The organism is Streptomyces nodosus, from assembly GCF_008704995.1.
GTDB classification, from domain to species: Bacteria; Actinomycetota; Actinomycetes; order Streptomycetales; family Streptomycetaceae; genus Streptomyces; species Streptomyces nodosus.
On record NZ_CP023747.1, the window covers coordinates 5,955,241 to 5,971,171 of the forward strand.

At 72.5% G+C, this 15,931-nt stretch carries 16 protein-coding genes; 8 read left to right on the top strand and 8 right to left on the bottom strand.

The window, feature by feature from the left end; genetic code table 11:
* Window positions 1-3 precede the first annotated feature (3 nt).
* Complete coding sequence (locus CP978_RS26740) at window positions 4-1,683, top strand: AMP-binding protein (RefSeq protein WP_043444972.1); 1,680 nt, start codon at window positions 4-6, stop codon at window positions 1,681-1,683.
* A gap of 149 nt (window positions 1,684-1,832) precedes the next feature.
* On the opposite strand, the gene CP978_RS26745 is transcribed toward CP978_RS26740, so the two are convergent.
* Window positions 1,833-2,654, bottom strand: coding sequence for a hypothetical protein (locus CP978_RS26745; protein WP_052454300.1), 822 nt, complete (start codon window positions 2,652-2,654; stop codon window positions 1,833-1,835).
* Between the two features lie 403 nt (window positions 2,655-3,057).
* Entirely contained in the window at window positions 3,058-3,570 is a 513-nt protein-coding gene (locus CP978_RS26750; protein ID WP_052454301.1) for a hypothetical protein, read from the bottom strand.
* A gap of 107 nt (window positions 3,571-3,677) precedes the next feature.
* On the opposite strand from CP978_RS26750, the gene CP978_RS36440 reads away from it, so the two are divergent.
* Entirely contained in the window at window positions 3,678-3,821 is a 144-nt protein-coding gene (locus tag CP978_RS36440) for a hypothetical protein (protein WP_158508353.1), read from the top strand.
* A 53-nt stretch (window positions 3,822-3,874) separates the two neighbouring features.
* Here the strand turns inward: CP978_RS36440 and CP978_RS26755 are convergent, their stop codons facing one another.
* The 3 genes from CP978_RS26755 to CP978_RS26765 form a co-directional block, all read right to left on the bottom strand.
* On the bottom strand, window positions 3,875-4,498 hold the full coding sequence (locus tag CP978_RS26755; protein WP_043444974.1) for a hypothetical protein: 624 nt from the start codon (window positions 4,496-4,498) through the stop codon (window positions 3,875-3,877).
* A gap of 31 nt (window positions 4,499-4,529) precedes the next feature.
* Window positions 4,530-5,180 carry a histidine phosphatase family protein gene (locus tag CP978_RS26760; RefSeq protein ID WP_052454302.1) on the bottom strand — a complete coding sequence of 217 codons (651 nt, stop codon included), beginning with the start codon at window positions 5,178-5,180 and terminating at the stop codon, window positions 4,530-4,532.
* A gap of 134 nt (window positions 5,181-5,314) precedes the next feature.
* On the bottom strand, window positions 5,315-6,523 hold the full coding sequence (locus CP978_RS26765) for a pyridoxal phosphate-dependent aminotransferase (RefSeq protein ID WP_043444976.1): 1,209 nt from the start codon (window positions 6,521-6,523) through the stop codon (window positions 5,315-5,317).
* Window positions 6,524-6,610: 87 nt separating this feature from the next.
* Between CP978_RS26765 and CP978_RS26770 the strand changes: the two genes are divergently transcribed.
* Window positions 6,611-7,243, top strand: a complete 633-nt coding sequence (locus CP978_RS26770; protein WP_227745462.1) for a winged helix-turn-helix transcriptional regulator — start codon at window positions 6,611-6,613, stop codon at window positions 7,241-7,243.
* A 119-nt stretch (window positions 7,244-7,362) separates the two neighbouring features.
* On the opposite strand, the gene CP978_RS26775 is transcribed toward CP978_RS26770, so the two are convergent.
* The 3 genes from CP978_RS26775 to CP978_RS26785 are packed head-to-tail and all read right to left on the bottom strand — an operon-like array spanning window position 7,363 to window position 10,998.
* Window positions 7,363-8,166 (bottom strand): hypothetical protein, encoded by an 804-nt coding sequence (locus CP978_RS26775; protein ID WP_043444979.1) that lies wholly within the window; start codon window positions 8,164-8,166, stop codon window positions 7,363-7,365.
* Window positions 8,166-9,431: a VWA domain-containing protein gene (locus CP978_RS26780; protein ID WP_043444981.1), complete on the bottom strand. Its 1,266-nt coding sequence runs from the start codon at window positions 9,429-9,431 to the stop codon at window positions 8,166-8,168. Before CP978_RS26780 ends, CP978_RS26775 begins: the two co-directional genes overlap by 1 nt.
* A gap of 43 nt (window positions 9,432-9,474) precedes the next feature.
* Complete coding sequence (locus CP978_RS26785; protein WP_043444983.1) at window positions 9,475-10,998, bottom strand: IucA/IucC family protein; 1,524 nt, start codon at window positions 10,996-10,998, stop codon at window positions 9,475-9,477.
* 238 nt (window positions 10,999-11,236) lie between these two features.
* Here CP978_RS26785 and CP978_RS26790 point away from each other — a divergent pair, with 238 nt between their 5' ends.
* The 5 genes from CP978_RS26790 to CP978_RS26810 all read left to right on the top strand — a co-directional run bounded on the left by CP978_RS26790 (window position 11,237) and on the right by CP978_RS26810 (window position 15,833).
* A complete protein-coding gene (locus CP978_RS26790; RefSeq protein ID WP_043444985.1) occupies window positions 11,237-12,736 on the top strand; it encodes an IucA/IucC family protein in 1,500 nt (499 codons plus the stop codon).
* Between the two features lie 93 nt (window positions 12,737-12,829).
* Window positions 12,830-13,981: a PP2C family protein-serine/threonine phosphatase gene (locus CP978_RS26795; RefSeq protein ID WP_052454303.1), complete on the top strand. Its 1,152-nt coding sequence runs from the start codon at window positions 12,830-12,832 to the stop codon at window positions 13,979-13,981.
* 151 nt (window positions 13,982-14,132) lie between these two features.
* The gene (locus CP978_RS26800; protein WP_043444987.1) at window positions 14,133-15,047 is read left to right on the top strand and encodes a HipA family kinase; all 915 of its coding nucleotides are present in this window, start codon (window positions 14,133-14,135) and stop codon (window positions 15,045-15,047) included.
* Window positions 15,044-15,334: an Rdx family protein gene (locus CP978_RS26805; protein ID WP_043444989.1), complete on the top strand. Its 291-nt coding sequence runs from the start codon at window positions 15,044-15,046 to the stop codon at window positions 15,332-15,334. Before CP978_RS26800 ends, CP978_RS26805 begins: the two co-directional genes overlap by 4 nt.
* 187 nt (window positions 15,335-15,521) lie before the next feature.
* The gene (locus CP978_RS26810; protein WP_043444991.1) at window positions 15,522-15,833 is read left to right on the top strand and encodes a DUF5955 family protein; all 312 of its coding nucleotides are present in this window, start codon (window positions 15,522-15,524) and stop codon (window positions 15,831-15,833) included.
* The last annotated feature ends 98 nt before the right edge of the window (window positions 15,834-15,931 follow it).

Below are 15,931 nucleotides of genomic sequence, written 5' to 3' on the forward strand. Positions count from 1 at the left end.
CACATGACGGCGAACAGCGAGGCGACGGAGTCGTTCCGTGCCGCACGGGACTTTCTGCTGGCGCACCGGGAGGACTATGCCTCGGCCTACCGGGGCTTTCGCTGGCCGCGCCCCGCGCACTTCAACTGGGCGCTCGACTGGTTCGACGCGATCGCGGACGGGAACGACCGCACCGCCCTGCACATCGTGGAGGAGGACGGCGCCGCCGTCGCCCTGTCCTTCGCCGAGCTGTCCGAGCGCTCCAACAGGGTGGCGAACCGGCTGCGTGCCTGGGGGGTGAGCGCCGGGGACCGCCTCCTGGTCATGCTCGGCAACCAGGCGGAACTGTGGGAGACCGCGCTGGCCGCGATGAAGCTGCGCGCGGTCGTCATCCCGGCCACCCCGCTGCTCGGCCCCGCCGACCTGCGTGACCGGGTGGAGCGCGGCCGGGTCCGTCATGTCGTGGCGCGCGCCGGGGACACCGCCAAGTTCGACGAGGTGACCGGCGACTACACCCGGATCGCGGTCGGCGGCGCCCCCGAGGGCTGGCGGGCCTACGAGGACGCGTACACCGCCGCCCCCGACTTCGAGCCGGACGGGCCCACCCGCGCGGACGACCCGCTGATGCTGTACTTCACCTCCGGCACCACCGCCAGCCCCAAGCTGGTCGAGCACACCCATGTCTCCTATCCGATCGGTCATCTGGCGACGATGTACTGGGTCGGCCTCAGGCCCGGGGACGTGCATCTGAACATCTCCTCCCCGGGCTGGGCCAAGCACGCCTGGTCCAATCTGTTCGCCCCGTGGAACGCGGAGGCGACCGTCTTCCTGCACAACTACACCCGCTTCGACGCCCCCCGGCTGATGGCCGAGATGGACCGCGCGGGCGTCACCACCTTCTGCGCCCCGCCGACCGTGTGGCGCATGCTCATCCAGGCCGACCTCACCCAGCTGCGCACCCCGCCGCGCGAGGCCGTCGCCGCGGGCGAACCGCTCAACCCCGAGGTCATCGAGCAGGTGCGGCGCGCCTGGGGCGTCACCATCCGGGACGGCTTCGGGCAGACGGAGACGGCCGTGCAGGTCTCCAACAGTCCCGGACAGCGGCTGAAGACCGGTTCCATGGGCCGGCCGAGCCCGGGCTTCCGGATCGAACTGCTGGACCCGGTGACCGGGGCGCCCGGTGCCACGGAGGGCGAGATCTCCCTGGACCTGTCCGACCGGCCGGTGGGCCTGATGACCGGCTACCACGGCGACCCCGGCCGTACGGCGGAGGCCATGGCGGGCGGCTACTACCGGACCGGGGACATCGGCTCCCGGGACGAGGACGGCTACATCACCTATGTGGGCCGCGCCGACGACGTCTTCAAGGCCTCCGACTACAAGATCTCCCCCTTCGAGCTGGAGAGCGCGCTCCTCGAACACGAGGCGGTGGCGGAGGCTGCGGTGGTGCCCGCCCCGGACGAGCTGCGCCTCGCCGTCCCCAAGGCGTACATCGTGCTCGCCGCCGGCTGGGAGCCAGGACCGGACACCGCGAAGGTCCTCTTCGAGCACTCCCGCGAGACCCTCGCCCCCTACCAGCGCGTCCGCCGTCTGGAGTTCGGCGAACTGCCCAAGACCGTCTCCGGCAAGATCCGCCGGATCGAGCTGCGCGAGGCGACCGCGGCGGGTTCCGGAAGCGAGTACCGGGAGGAGGACTTCCGGTGATCGTGCCGCCGTGACGGACGACGCCGCACGGCCGCACGGGACCGGAATCGCCGCACGGGTATTCCGCCGCGGTGTCCCGTGGTGCCCCGCGAGGCGGCGTCGTCCCGGTGAGGCGCCGCCCCGCGGGACGGCCGTACGGTCGCTCGCCCTCAGCCGTGGTTCCGCCGGGCTCGCACATACGGGCGGGAGTGCCGTCCGCGGCTCTTCCTCTCCACGCGCAGCACGATCAGCAGGATCAGGAGCAGCAGCGCCAGCCAGCTCACCACCACGCCGACCGGCCCGGTGTGATCGCCGACCATGACGGCGGGCAGGGCGGCCACGGCGGCCCAGAACGTCGCGATGCCCAGCGACTCGATCCGGACGGGCAGCCCCTCCCGGGCATGGCGGGACGCGTGGCGGGCGGCGACGGCGCCCGCGTACATGCCGAAGAGGCCCACGGCCAGCAGGGCGAGCGCCAGGGCCGTGAGGGCCTCCGGCTCACCGTCGGGGGTGTCGGCGGACTCCTGGGTGACGCCGCCCTCGCTGACCGCGGTGGTGTAGCCGCGCCAGCGGGTCAGTGTCACGGTGTCGCCCTTGTGGAGCTTGCTCAGCAACGGGTCCGGGCCGTCCATCTCGAGTTCGGCGGGGACCCCGCGGGGGCCGTCGAGGAAGAGCATGTACCGCGGGTTCCGTTGCCGCTCCTGGATGGTCCTGCCCCGCACGGTCGCCGGGACCGTGCGCAGACAGTCGGCGGCCGGGGCCACCGGGGACGGGCACGGCCGGGCCGCGCGATACGCCCGTACGTCCTCCAGCGCGCCGGGCACCGAGGCCAGCAGTACGGCTGTCGCCGTCACCGCCGCCACACCGAGGAGTGCCGCGGCGGTTCCCCAGACGCGGTGCCACCAGGTCGTCCGCCGCAGGCGCCGGGCACGCTCGGCCGCCTGTGCCGCCTCGAAGGCCCGTGCTGCCGCCTTCTCGTGCCTCCGGCTCATGTCGGCCGCCCCCCCTGGTGCCCGAGCGGCACCCCTCCTCGCGCAGTGCGCGGTGCCCCTGCCACACGGATATTGCGCCATGGCGGCGGGGCCGGTGGGTACGTCGGTCATCGGCACAGTCGGCGGGCCCCGACTGCCGGAACACGGCAGAACAGGGGCTGGGCGGCGCTGCGGAGCGTCCCACCCCCATGGGTCGCCTCCGTCGGGTCCGGCCCCTGCATCCGGTCCCGTGCCTGTGCCGCCGCTCAGCCCCTTGCCGCAGGGCCCGCCGCCCCCGTGCCGGCGGGCCCTTGTACGGAGAAACTGCCCACGCACACGGGGAGTTGAAGCCTCCCGGCCGGGGTTCAGAGGTTGATTTGAGGTTGCTGCGGACGGGCGCGCGGCGCCGGTGCGTCCGGGCGGTTCACCGCTGCGCGTCGGCGGCGGAACGGGGCGCCTCCGTACCGGCGGAAACGCGCGCCTCCCTCCGGGCGCGGAGCTCCGTCGCATAGCCCGCGCCGATGACGAGCAGCGCGCAGCACACCGCGAGGGTGAACGACAGCCCGTTCAGCCAGGTGTAGCTGGGGGAACTGGCGTACACGGTGCCGTCGTCGCGGACGCAGTCGAAGCGAAGGGGCAGATAGGAGGCCCGGTGGTGGCTGAGGTACTGCACCGTGGCCTCGTCGAAGCCGTCGCGGCACGCGGGTGCCGGTATCGAGTCGGCACCGTTGCCGAACTCGTGCTCGGAGGCCAGGACGGAGGCGAGCCCCAGCCCGTAGACGGCGCCGGCGGCGGACGCGGTCAGCCAGGCCGCGCGGTGCACCAGATGCTTCTGCCAGGGCTGGGGCCGGCCCGGGAGCGCCACCCCGATGACCCCCAACAGGGCGATCAGCGCACCGATGCCGCAGAGCACGAAGACCGCGAGACCCACGAGCATGAGGATCCTCCCCCTCGGTGAGATGAATCCGCCCACCTCACCAGGGCGCGGACCGCCCGGACTGTGAGGGGGGTCACTCCCTCTGTCACGGGGGTGTCACAAGTGCCGTGCGGAGGACACAGCCCCGGGCCCGAGTACGGCCGCGGCCCCTGCTGTCCCTCACCGACTGGGCGGAGCGGCACCGGGTGGCGATCGCCGAGGCGCGTGCGTGCTATGACGCCGAGCACCGGCCGGAGCAGCTCGACGCGTAGGGCGCCGCGGGTCCGCCGCGTTCGGGGGGAACGTCGCTTGTCGGGGCGCCAGGTCATGCCCGCCGGGGCGACGCCAGTACATAGCGTGTGCGGCCTCGTGGCTCCGTGTGCTCGCTCACCTGCCAGCCCGCCTCCTCCAGCGTGGCCGCGCAGGCGCGCAGGGCCCCGACGTCCGGCTGGTGCACGGCGACCGCCTCCGGCTGCGGGGTCGTACGCACCCGGTAGCCGTCGCCGTCCCCGGTCGCGGGCCGGTGCCCCGCCGCCTCCAGGGCGAGCGCGGCGGCCCGCACCAGATGCGCGCGCTCCCAGGCGCAGGGACGGTCCCTGGCGCCGCCCGGGTTGGTCATCCGGCGCAGCTCCAGCAGGCCCTGCCAGGCGCCGTGCACCTCCCGCAGCCGGGCGGGGGTGGTGTCCGACGGTTCCTCACCGCCGACGCGTGCGGCGAACACCCCGGACTCCGCGGGCGCCGGGGGCTGCGCCGGTTCCTCCGCGGGTGTCTCCCGCACCCGATGCCCTGCCGGGGTCAGAAAGTGCTCGTGCGGTGGACGCGGATGGCGGAAGGCCAGGCCCCGCTTCACCAGCGCCGCGAGCTGGGCGTCCGTCCCCCGCAGCCGCCCGGTCAGGGGATCGGCGGCATCGATGACGCGTCGCTGAGCCGTGGTCGGCGGTCGGGTCATGACGTGCTCCTTCCCGCGGGACGGAGGCCGGTCAGGGCTCCCCGGGGTCCGCCTCCCCCGCGGAGAGGGACCCATGGGAACAGTAGGTGTCGGGTCTGACATTCCAGCCGGCCACCACATGTCGGCGGTGCTCCGTGCTCAGCCGGCTCATCGTCCCCGTGGCGAGCTGGAACAATGCGCCCGCCGCCACGGGCAGCCCCAGCCGCCGCGCGGTGAGCACCCGCAGGAAGTGCCCGTGCGAGACCACGACCACACTGCCCTCCGCGTCGCCGAGCGCCGCGTCGATCTTCGCGAGCATCCGCTCCGCGCGCGCCCCGATCTCCTCGGGGCCCTCCCCGGGGAACTCGGGCGGGCCGGGCGTGACGCCGTCCGTGAACAGGAACCAGTCCGGCCGGGTGTGGTGGATCTCGACGGTGGTGACGCCCTCGTACCCGCCGTAGTCCCACTCGGACAGATCCGTGTCCACCCGCGCCCCGCCGATCCCGGCCAGCCGGGCCGTCTCCCGGGCCCGCTGCATGGGGCTGACGAACGCCGCCGCGATGCGATGCCGTGCGATCAGCGGAGCCAGCCGACGCGCCTGTTCCCGGCCGTTCTCGGTCAGAGGGATGTCGGACCGCCCGGTGTGCCGCCCGGACAGCGACCACTCGGTCTCACCGTGCCGGACCAGAATGAGATCGCCCACGCCTGCCCTCCCTGTCCCGCTGTCGCGCTGTCGTGCTTCTGCATACCGTCCCACCGTACGCAGCCGCCCCGCGCCGGTGAGGAACCCTGCGCGGGGCGTGTGACCGGTCTTACGCCGACGGTCGGCGGCGGTCGCTACTGCCGGTAGCCGTTCAGGAAGCGGCCGATTCTGCTGATCGCCGTGTCCAGGACGTCCGCGTGCGGGAGGGTGAGGATGCGGAAGTGGTCGGGGTTGGGCCAGTTGAAGCCGGTGCCCTGGACCACCTGGATCTTCTCCCGCAGCAGCAGGTCGAGGACGAACCTCTCGTCGTCGTGGATCCGGTGCACCTCGGGGTCCAGGCGGGGGAAGGCGTACAGCGCCCCCTTCGGCTTCACACAGCTCACGCCCGGGATCTCGTTGAGCTTCTGCCAGGCGCGGTCGCGCTGTTCGTGCAGCCGGCCGCCCGGGGCGGTCAGTTCCTGGATGGACTGGCGGCCCCCGAGTGCGGCCTGGATCGCGTACTGGGCGGGGGCGTTGGCGCACAGACGCATGGAGGCCAGCATCGTCAGGCCCTCCAGATAGTCCCGTGCGTGCTGCCGGGGGCCGGTGACCACCAGCCAGCCGGAGCGGAAGCCCGCCACCCGGTAGGTCTTGGACAGCCCGCAGAAGGTGAGCACCACCAGATCGGGGGCGAGGGCGGCGGCCGAGTGGTGCACGGCGTCGTCGTACAGGATCTGGTCGTAGATCTCGTCCGCGAAGACCATCAGGCCGTGGCGCCGGGCGAGGCCGAGGATGCCCTCGACGATCTCCTTGGGATAGACCGCGCCCGTCGGGTTGTTGGGGTTGATGATGACCACGGCCCGGGTGCGGTCGGTGATCTTCGCGGCCATGTCGTCGAGGTCCGGGTACCAGTCGGACTGTTCGTCGCACAGATAGTGCACCGCCGTGCCGCCCGCCAGGGTCGTCACCGCGGTCCACAGGGGGAAGTCCGGGGCGGGGATGAGGATCTCGTCGCCGTCCTCCAACAGTGCCTGGACGGCCATCGAGACCAGTTCGGAGACGCCGTTGCCCAGGAAGACGTCGTCGACGCCGACCTCGATGCCCCGCTCCTGGTAGCGCTGGGCCACGGCGCGGCGGGCGGAGAGGATGCCCCGCGAGTCCGTGTAGCCGTGCGCCTGAGGCAGCATCCGGATCATGTCCTGGAGGATCTCCTCCGGTGCCTCGAAACCGAAGAGCGCCGGGTTGCCGGTGTTCAGGCGGAGCACGCTGTGGCCCGCCTCCTCCAGCGCGTTCGCGTGCTCGATCACCGGGCCGCGGATCTCGTAACAGACCTCGCTGAGTTTGCTCGACTGCCGGAACTCCATGCGCCGCATCCTCTCCGGTATCTGGTGTTGCTTGGTTTTACCAAGTAGCAGCTTGGAAAGTCCAACAACATGTCTAGACTGCGTCGCATGTCACCTCGCCGAAGCTACGACCAGTACTGCTCCACGGCCCGGGCCCTCGATGCCGTCGGCGACCGCTGGACCCTCCTGATCGTCCGTGAACTCCTCGCCGGACCGCGGCGCTACACCGATCTGCACGCGGATCTGCCGGGGGTGAGCACGGACGTCCTGGCGTCCCGGCTGAAGGACATGGAGCGCGACGGCCTGACCACTCGACGTCGGCTGCCGCCGCCCGGGGCCGCGTCCGTCTACGAACTCACCGGACGGGGCATGGAGTTGCTGCCCGTGCTGCAGGCTCTCGGGACCTGGGGCGCCCCCGCGCTGGCCGAGCGCAGGCCGACGGACGCGGTGCGGGCGCACTGGTTCGCCCTGCCGCTGCTGCGCCTGCTGGAGAGGGAGGGCGAGGGACTGGTCGAAGTCCGGCTGGACGAGGGCCGGTTCCATCTGCGGCTCGGCGCCCCGGACGGCCCGGTCTACGGCGACGGAGCGGCCCCCGAGGAGCCCGACGCCCTGCTGGCTCTCGACGCGGACACCTGCACAGACCTGGGCGGAGGGAGATTGACGCTCCGTCAGGCCGTCGAGGCGGGACGCGTCGAGGTCTCGGGCGGCGGGCCTCTTGCCAAGGCGCTGCGCGCCGGCTGAGGGAAGCGGCGCCTCCGGAGCGGCGCTCTCGGTGCCGGACACGGTGCCCCGGCGGCCGAAAGCGGGAGGCCCGCCGCGCCCCACAGGGCGCGACGGGCCTCCGCCACCGGCTTCGGGGCTCAGACGCCCGGCGGTATGCGGGACGGGCGGCCCGAGCCGCGGGTCAGCGCATAGCCGCCGATACCCGCGAGGGCCGCGAGGATGCCGCCGATCCCGGTCCACACCCAGCGGTCGGACCACCAGCCCGACGACCAGCCGCCACCCGGCTTGAGCGAGAACAGCTTGGGCGCCTCGGAGTCGGAGGACTCCTGCGAGGTGGTCGCGATGCCCGGCACCAGCGGCTCGGCCAGCGAACCGTCCACCGCCGCCGCGCCGCCGATGTCCTTGGACTCCACCCGGACCTCGGTGTCCACCGGAAGCCCGAGGTCGCCCGCGCCCACCCCCACGGCCGTCACCCGGATGTAGTAGGTACCCGGCAGCGGGTCGTCGGCCCACGGCTCCGACCAGGCGCGGACCGTGCGCAGGGTGCAGGCCAGCTCCACGGAGGCCGCCTCCGTGGCCGCCGTGCGGGTCTGCGTCCCGTACTGGCACGCCTGGCGGCGGCGCAGACCGTCGTACACATCGAGCTGCCAGGTCTGCCCACCGTTGCGGGACGACGAGGTGAACTTCACCGTCGCCTTCACGGTGGGCCGTGTCTTGGCGTCCGCCGGGAACGACCAGTACAGATAGTCACCCGTGGAGGCGTTGGCCGTGGCCTGCTGCCCCTGCTCGATCTCCGTCGCCGTACGGAACGAGGTGCCCGCCGAGGTGGGGGCGCCGTCGTCCTCGGACGGGCTCGCGGAGGGCGAGGAGTCGGCGACCGCCGGGGACACCGCCATGCCGAGCAGCAGGACCGCCGCGCTCAAAGCTCTTGGGAAACGCATCAGTTGGTCCTCCAGATCGCGAACCGCCAGCGCGACAGCCAGCCCCACAACAGACCCGCCAAGAAGCCGGTCAGCACCAGTGCGCCGAGCAGCCACCAGCCGCGCCCCAGACCGAAGGAGGCCACGTCGGACGCCCGGTCGGGACCGGCGACGACATCGACGGTGAGTTCCAGCGGCAGACCCGGCGTGGTCTTGACACCGGCCGCCGGGGAGAAGGAGTTGGCGACCTCGAGGCACACCGTCTCGGCGGGCGTGCTCTCGTCGTCGCTCTCGGGCTTCGGATAGCGCAGGCCCGTCGACAGCACGTCCGTACGGCCCGTGCCGGTGGCCTCACCGCGGACGATCTCCCGTCCGTGCTCCGTGACCGCCCGCAGCGTCACCCCGTAGTCGGGAGCCACCTGACGGTCGTCGGCGACGCTCACCGAGGCACGCAGCTCCTGACCCGGCTCCAGCTCCACACGGTAGTAGCGGTGCCGGCCGAACTCCTCACGGTCCGTGTAGAGACCGGACTTCAGCGAAGGCGCCGCGCTGCACTGATCGGTGCCGTCCACGGCGACCGGAGTGACCACCTTGTCCGCCGCGCGGTCCACCAACTGGTTGACCTTGCCGGAGAGTTCCTCCTTGTGCTCCACCGACGTATAGGTGCCGCCGGTCGCCTCGGCGATACAGCTCAGCTGCCGGTTCAGCTTGACGTCGGGCACCAGGCCGAGGGTGTCGATGGTCAGACCCACGCCCTTGGCCGCGATTTCCCGGGCCACCTCGCAGGGGTCCAGCGGGGCACAGGTGTCCTCGCCGTCGGTGATGAGGACGATACGACGGGGGCCGTTGCCGCCCTCCAGGTCGTCCGCCGCCTTCAGCAGAGCGGGGCCGATCGGCGTCCAGCCGGTGGGCTGGAGGGTCGCCACGGCCGCCTTGGCCTGGTCGCGGTTGAGCGGCCCGACCGGGTAGAGCTGCGCGGTGTCCTTGCACCCTGTCTTGCGGTCGTTTCCTGGGTAGTTGGCGCCCAGCGTCCGGATGCCGAGCTCCACATCCTCCGGTGTCGCGTCCACGACCTCGTTGAAGGCCTGCTTCGCGGCGGCCATCCGGCTGTCGCCGTCGATGTCCCGTGCCCGCATCGAGCCGCTGACGTCGAGGACGAGATTGACCTTGGGCGGGTCCTGAGGAGTGGTCTCGTCGGCGACGGCATCGGCGGGAACCGCGATCCCGGCCGCCAGAGCGGCGAGCAGAGTACAGACTCCCGCCGCCAGCCGTTGTCTTGTGATCATCGGCGGATCCTATTGACCGGAAGGGGTGTGCTTCAAAACGACCTCATGGAGCGTAGGAGTCCCCCTGGGGAACAAGGGGGTTGGGCAGCCGCGCCCACAAGTCCCCTGACCTGCGCGGCGTCAGCCTCATCAGGGTCAGCGCCTTCGCCGGAAGCGACTCTCGGCACAGGGCCGCCAGATCGGGACCGTGCGGCAGATCCCGTACGGCGGCCTCGAGCGCCGCCCGCAGCGCGGGAGCGGAACCCGCCGTGGCGGCCAGCGCGCCCGCCACCAGCGAGCCGAACAGCTTGCGGCGCAGGGTGGTCTCGTCGTCCGTGACCATCCGCGCGGCCAGCTCCGGGGCCCTGAGTCCGTGCCGGGCCAGCCGGGCCGGGCTCACCCGGATGTCCGCGAGGTCACGGTAGACCAGCCGTCGGGGCGCACCCGTGGACGAGAGCACCACCAGCAGGTTCTGGCCGTGCGCCTCCAGGGCCACCCCCGCCTCCAGCAGCCCCAGACCGGCGGTGAGGGCCAGGCGCGCGAAGCCGGCCAGCCACTCGGGGGAGGAGGGCAGCCCGGTGAGCGGAAGGGCGGCCACCGGGACCACCCGCTCACCGGCCGCCGGGTCCGCGTGGACCGCGGGCGACTCCCGCAGCACCGCCCCCAGATCGGGGGAGTGGGCGCTGACCGCTCCCAGGGTGCGGGTGACATACAGCGGCGCCCCGGTGCGCGTCACGACCGACTGCACGAAGTCGGACACCGTGCGGGAGGTCTCGACGGACCGCACCGAGATGTTCCGCACGGAGGACGTCAGCCGTGCGCTGAGGGCGGTCTTCACATGCGGGCCGTCCGCGGCCAGGGCCAGGGTCCGCAGCGACATCAGCGGATGCGCGGCCGGGCCCTCCGACGCCGGTACGCCGAGCACATGCGCCCGCTGCCAGGGATGGACCGGGATCAGCGGGCGCCCCCCGTCCCACAGCCACGCCGGCCAGTCGCCCCGTACCAGGGCGTCCTCCACGGGCACCAGGCCGAGCCGCACCACCTGCCGGTGCTCGGGCCCGTAGGCGAGCTGTTCGGCGACCGAGAAACCCTGTCGGGAGCGGCAGTTGGGGTGGTAGGGGTGCCCGTCGACCACCCGCTGCTCCCACGCCCAGTCGGTCACCGGCTCCGCCGCGTCCTGTGGCTGATCCGCCCGTGACAGTGCCAACGACGCCGTACCGTGGTCGAGTTCACCGGCGAACTCCGTACCGTGAGGAACCCCGAGCGCCCTCATCAGATCCCCCGCACGGTCGTACGCCCGGGTGCCGAGCCGCACCTCGTCGACGTACGCGGCGGTCGCATACGGGTCGGCGCGCGGGCCGTGCAACCGGCGCCCGTCGGTCAGATGGAGGGTGAGTTCCCCGCCCGAGGTCTCCCGGCGCGCGATCCACGGCAGCGGCTCATGGGCCAGGGCCCGCCACAGACGCGACAGAACGGCCGAGCGGGCACCGGGGAGCGCGGTCGCGTACGGTGCCGACAGGGCGGGCCGTACCGAGTCGAGCTCACCGGCGAGCTGCTCCTCGGCCACGGCGCAGGGGGAAGGGGGCACGGTCGGGTTCCTCCGGGGCAGGGGGGACGGGACGGTGGTGGGGGACACCACGGCCGGCGGAGCGAGCGTGGCGGTGGAGCGCCACCGGGGTGGCCCACCTCGGACACCGGATCCCGGCGACGGATCACCACGGGCATCCGCATCCGATGGTGGAGATGATCCACCACGGGCACCGGATCGTGGGCGGCGGCCCTCCACCGACATACTGATCGTCAGCGCAGTGCACCGTACGGAACGAATGGATCGTGTGGACTCCATGCATTCCAGGGACGAGCTTCCCGAGCGCGCCGACGCCTACGCGATGGCGCCGCTGCTCAACTGTCTGCTCCGGGAGGCGGCGGAGCCCGCCGGGGAGCAGGGCGTCCACCGGCTGCGGTCCTGCGGGAGACTGCTGAGAGTGCGCGGGGGACGCCGGCCCCGCGACCCCGAGGTGTACGCCGACGGCCGCTGGGTTCCGCTCACCCACGCCGAGCTGGTCAAACTCACCGCCGACGAGCTGCGCCGCGCCACCGGCCTGTCCAACCCCGAACTGCCCGGCGAGATGATCGACAGCCGGGAGGCGGTGGCCGCGATCCTCGCCGCCCGCGCCCGGGCGACGGCGCCCGAGGACCCGTACCTCCGCTCCGAGCAGTCCCTGGTCACCGGGCACCCCCACCACCCCGCCCCCAAGGCGCGCGGCGGCGGCCCCGTCGCCGAATGGCTGCCGTACGCGCCCGAGGCGTACGCCCGTTTCCCGCTCGCCCTGCTGGGGGTGCGGGAGGACACGGTCGTCGAGGAGGGCGACACCACGGCGCTGGACGCGCTCGGCACCGCGCCGCGCGGCTACCGGCTGCTGCCCGCGCACCCCTGGCAGCTCGCGCTGGTCGCGGGCCGCCTGGAGATCCGGGAGGCCTTCGAGGACGGACGGCTGGTCCGGCTCGGCGAGACGGCGCGGCCCGCCGGCCCCACGGCCGCCATCCGCACGGTGTACCTCCCCGGCGACGACCTGTTCCTCAAGTTCAGCCTGGACGTGCGGATCACCAACGACATCCGCCGGCTGTGGCGCCATGACCTGGTCGAGCTGCGGCGCACCGATCAGGCGGCGGTGTCCGCCTTCGCGGGGCTGCCGGGCCCGGCAGCCTGGCTGAGCGACCGCGGCTACCGCACGGCAGGCTTCGCCTTCGAGGAACTGGCCGTCCTGGTCCGCGACGGACTGGGCCCCCATGTCCTGCCCGGCACCACCCCGCTGCTCGCCGCGGCCCTGGTGGAGGGGTTCGAGGGCAACCCGCTGGACGCGCTCACCGACCCGGCTCACTGGTGGACGGCCTATCTGCGCCAGGTCGTGCCACCGGCCCTGGAGGCGTTCGACCGGCACGGCGTGGTCGTCGAGGCCCATCTGCAGAACACCCTGGTCGCGGTGGCCGCCACCGGCCTGCCCGTCCAGGCGCTGTTCCGGGACGCGGAGGGCGTGAAGCTCCTGACGGACGTGTCCCGGCAGGCGGGCTGGGAGCGGCTCGTCTACTGCCTGGTCGTCAACAATCTCGTGGAGACGGCCGCACTGCTGTCGGAACGTCACCCCGGCTGGGACCCCTGGCCCGCCGCCCGCGCCGAACTGGCCCGCCACCCCCTCCCCGAGATCCCCGCCCTGCTCGCCTCCCCCACCCTTCCGGGCAAGACCAATCTGCTGCTGCGCTGGACCGGCGCGGACGGCGCGGACGCGCGCTACCTTCCGCTCCCCAATCCGCTGGCCGCCCGGTGAGACGCGGGTGCGTCGCCTGCGTTCGCGGACCTTTTGGCGAGCAGGGCGGCGAACCACCGAGAAGCCGCTCGCCCGCGGGTGCATATTGGGGATATGGAGGCAGCGCAATACTTCGCCTTCGTCCGGCAGCCATGGCAGTTGCGCCGTGCTCTGGTGGCGATCCCCCTTGTGTTGATCGTGGCCATCTCCGTGGCGGACATCTGCGCCCCGCCGGATGTCCACCTGAGCCCACTGCTCGTCGTGGCGCCCGCCATCACCACCGCATTCGCCGGCTATCGGCTGACCGCATTGATAGGGGCGCTGGCCGTGGGCGCCCATCGCCTCATCGATGAACTTCAGATCGGCCTGGCCGAGGACCGTTACGCGCAACTCGTCGGGCTCGCGCTCCTGTCGATCATCGCCACGCTGATGTCCTTCGCGCGCGACCGGAACGCCAGTGAACTGGCCCAAGTGCGGTCTGTCGCCGAAACCGCACAGCAGGCCCTGCTCCGCCCGCTGCCCGATCGGCTCGGCCCCTTGCGCATCGCGTCGTCGTACCTGGCCGCCGCGAAGCAAGCCGCCATGGGCGGTGACCTGTACGCGGCGGCCCGCATCGACGGCCGGACCCGTGTGATCATCGGCGATGTCAGAGGGAAAGGGCTTGCCGCGGTGGGAGAGGCAGCCATGCTGCTGGGCGCGTTCCGCGAGGCCACCCACCGCTACGCCACACTGCCTGCCCTCGCTGAAGCCCTGGACCGCAGCATCTGCCGCCACCTCACCGAGTTCCCCGAGACGGACGAGGAGGCCGAGGAGCACTTCATCACCGCCCTTCTGGTGGAGCTCTCCGACCACAGCCCCGTGGCACGGATGATCAACTGCGGACACCCACCGCCCCTGCTGGTCAGACGTGGCCAGGTGAGATGCCTGTCGTGCGAGGACCCGGCGCCCCCGCTGGGCATGTGGGGGCTGGCACCCGACGATCACCCCACGCATTCGTTCTGCTTCCAGTTCAGTGACAGCCTGCTCCTCTACACCGACGGCGTCGTGGAGGCCCGCGACCGCGACCGCAACTTCTATCCGCTCGAACAACGAATCGCCTTCTGGACCAGGAGCAGCCCCAAGGCACTGGTGCAGCACATCGAGCGGGACCTGAGCGCCCACTGCCACGGGGCTCTCGGAGACGACGCCGCCATCCTCGCCCTCCAGCGCACACCCCCACCGCGCCTCGGGCTCCACCTCGGTGACCTGGTCGCCGAGGCGCATTAGCGGGCGGGCCCACGAACGGTGGTCGGCAGTTCGGGCCGCCCGCTCCGGCCGAGGCCGGTATCATTCCGCCGCGCACGAAGGGTGCGCCGGGCTGCATCGCGTTGGAGCTGGCCATGGAATGCAAGACAAACAGGCCGTGGGGCTTTGGAAGATGTTGAGAGAGGTCACCGCAACCTGCTACTTCGAGCCCCTGCGTTCCGGCGGCTCCGTGCCCGGTGTCGTCGAGGCCGATGACCTCGGGACGTATGTCATGAAGTTCACCGGCTCCGCACAGGGAGTGAAGGCGCTGGTCGCCGAGGTGATCGTCGGGGAGCTGGCGCGCAGGCTCGGACTGCGGGTGCCCGAGCTGGTCCTCGCCCACTTCGACCCGGCGCTCGCCGCGCACGAACCGCACCAGGAGGTGCGCGATCTGCTGGACGCCAGCCCGGGCCTCAACCTCGGCATGGACTACCTCCCCGGGGCCCGGGACTTCACCCCCGAGGTGGCCATGGCCTGCACGGTCGACCCGCTGGAGGCCGGCAGGATCGTCTGGCTCGACGCCCTGACCGTGAACGTGGACCGCACGGTGCACAGTTCCAACCTCATGGTCTGGCCCACCTTCGGCACCGCACCCCCGAAGCTCTGGCTGATCGACCACGGCGCGGCGCTGGTCTTCCACCACCGCTGGGACGCCTCCTCGCCGGAGAAGGCGTACGACTTCCGCCACCACGCCCTCGGGCACTTCGCCCCGGACACCCGGGCCGCCGAGGCGGAACTTTCGCCGAGGGTGACCAGGGACCTGCTGCGCGAGATCACCGAGGAGGTGCCGGACGCCTGGCTGGCCGAGGAGCCCGGCTTCGCCACCCCCGAGGAGGTCAGGGACGCCTATGCGGACTATCTCGCCGCCCGCGCCAAGGCGTCGGAGAGCTGGCTGCCCACCGACTTCCCCACCCGGCGGGAACTCGCCGACGAGCAGGCCGCACGGGCGGCGCGCACCCAGGAAGGCCGTCCGGACTGGCTCAAGCGCGTTCCGGATCTGCACGGCAAACCGGCGGCACAACAGGATTGGTCGGTGCACCTGGGATGACGGACAGCCATCGTGTGGAGATCGAGTACTGCGTCCGGTGCCGCTGGCTGCCCCGGGCGGCCTGGCTGGCACAGGAGTTGCTGACGACGTTCGAGTCCGAGCTGACCGAGCTCGCGCTCAAGCCGGGCACGGGCGGCGTCTTCGTCGTCCGGGTGGACGACGAGGTGGTCTGGGACCGCAAGGAGCAGCGCTTCCCCGAGCCGACGGCGGTCAAGCGGCTCGTACGCGACCGTGTGGCACCGGGAAGGCCCCTGGGCCACTCGGAGAGGACGGCGGAGCCGGGGTGAACCGGCCGGGCGGCCACGGCACCGTTCGTACGCCCCTTCCCGGGGGCTGAATTTCCGTCCGTACGGTGGCGCCGGCGTACCGGGGTGGCGTTTACTGGCGCGCGTCCCCGGCGCCCGATATGCGCCACGGGGTACCGGGCGACGTACCGACGCCGTGCGCACCACGGGGTGCAAGGGGGGAGCTGCGTTGCGGAGCTTGGAACAGCGGCCGTGGACCGGCAGCGAAGAGGACCCGAGGGCGGTGGGACTGTGGACCACGGTGTCCCGGCTGCGCCGTGAACTGGCCGCGCATCCGGGGGAGTTACCGGACCGTGCGATCGCCGAGGAGGAGCTTGCCGCGCTGGCCGAGATGGCCCTGAGCGGCGGCCCCGAGATCCCGCGTCTGCACCGCTCCCTGCTGCTGGTCGCCGGGGCCATCGGCTCGGTCAGCGCTCTGGCCGGGGGCCTCGCGGACGTCCGCAGGGCGGTGGAGCTGTTCGGGCAGCAGACCCGCCGTTGACGGACATCGCGGTGCGGCCCGGGGTACGGAAGCGGCCCCGGGCCGTGCGGTCGGGGCCGCGCGGCCGAGGGCCTGTGGCGCGGTCCGGTCCAGTGGCG

Coding starts and splice junctions, on each gene's coding strand:
- CP978_RS26740 (WP_043444972.1), top strand. CDS start 4: ATGACGGCGAACAGCGAGGCGACGGAGTCGTTCCGTGCCGCACGGGAC.
- CP978_RS26745 (WP_052454300.1), bottom strand. CDS start 2,654: ATGAGCCGGAGGCACGAGAAGGCGGCAGCACGGGCCTTCGAGGCGGCA.
- CP978_RS26750 (WP_052454301.1), bottom strand. CDS start 3,570: ATGCTCGTGGGTCTCGCGGTCTTCGTGCTCTGCGGCATCGGTGCGCTG.
- CP978_RS26755 (WP_043444974.1), bottom strand. CDS start 4,498: ATGACCCGACCGCCGACCACGGCTCAGCGACGCGTCATCGATGCCGCC.
- CP978_RS26765 (WP_043444976.1), bottom strand. CDS start 6,523: ATGGAGTTCCGGCAGTCGAGCAAACTCAGCGAGGTCTGTTACGAGATC.
- CP978_RS26770 (WP_227745462.1), top strand. CDS start 6,611: ATGTCACCTCGCCGAAGCTACGACCAGTACTGCTCCACGGCCCGGGCC.
- CP978_RS26775 (WP_043444979.1), bottom strand. CDS start 8,166: ATGCGTTTCCCAAGAGCTTTGAGCGCGGCGGTCCTGCTGCTCGGCATG.
- CP978_RS26780 (WP_043444981.1), bottom strand. CDS start 9,431: ATGATCACAAGACAACGGCTGGCGGCGGGAGTCTGTACTCTGCTCGCC.
- CP978_RS26790 (WP_043444985.1), top strand. CDS start 11,237: ATGGATCGTGTGGACTCCATGCATTCCAGGGACGAGCTTCCCGAGCGC.
- CP978_RS26795 (WP_052454303.1), top strand. CDS start 12,830: ATGGAGGCAGCGCAATACTTCGCCTTCGTCCGGCAGCCATGGCAGTTG.
- CP978_RS26800 (WP_043444987.1), top strand. CDS start 14,133: ATGTTGAGAGAGGTCACCGCAACCTGCTACTTCGAGCCCCTGCGTTCC.
- CP978_RS26805 (WP_043444989.1), top strand. CDS start 15,044: ATGACGGACAGCCATCGTGTGGAGATCGAGTACTGCGTCCGGTGCCGC.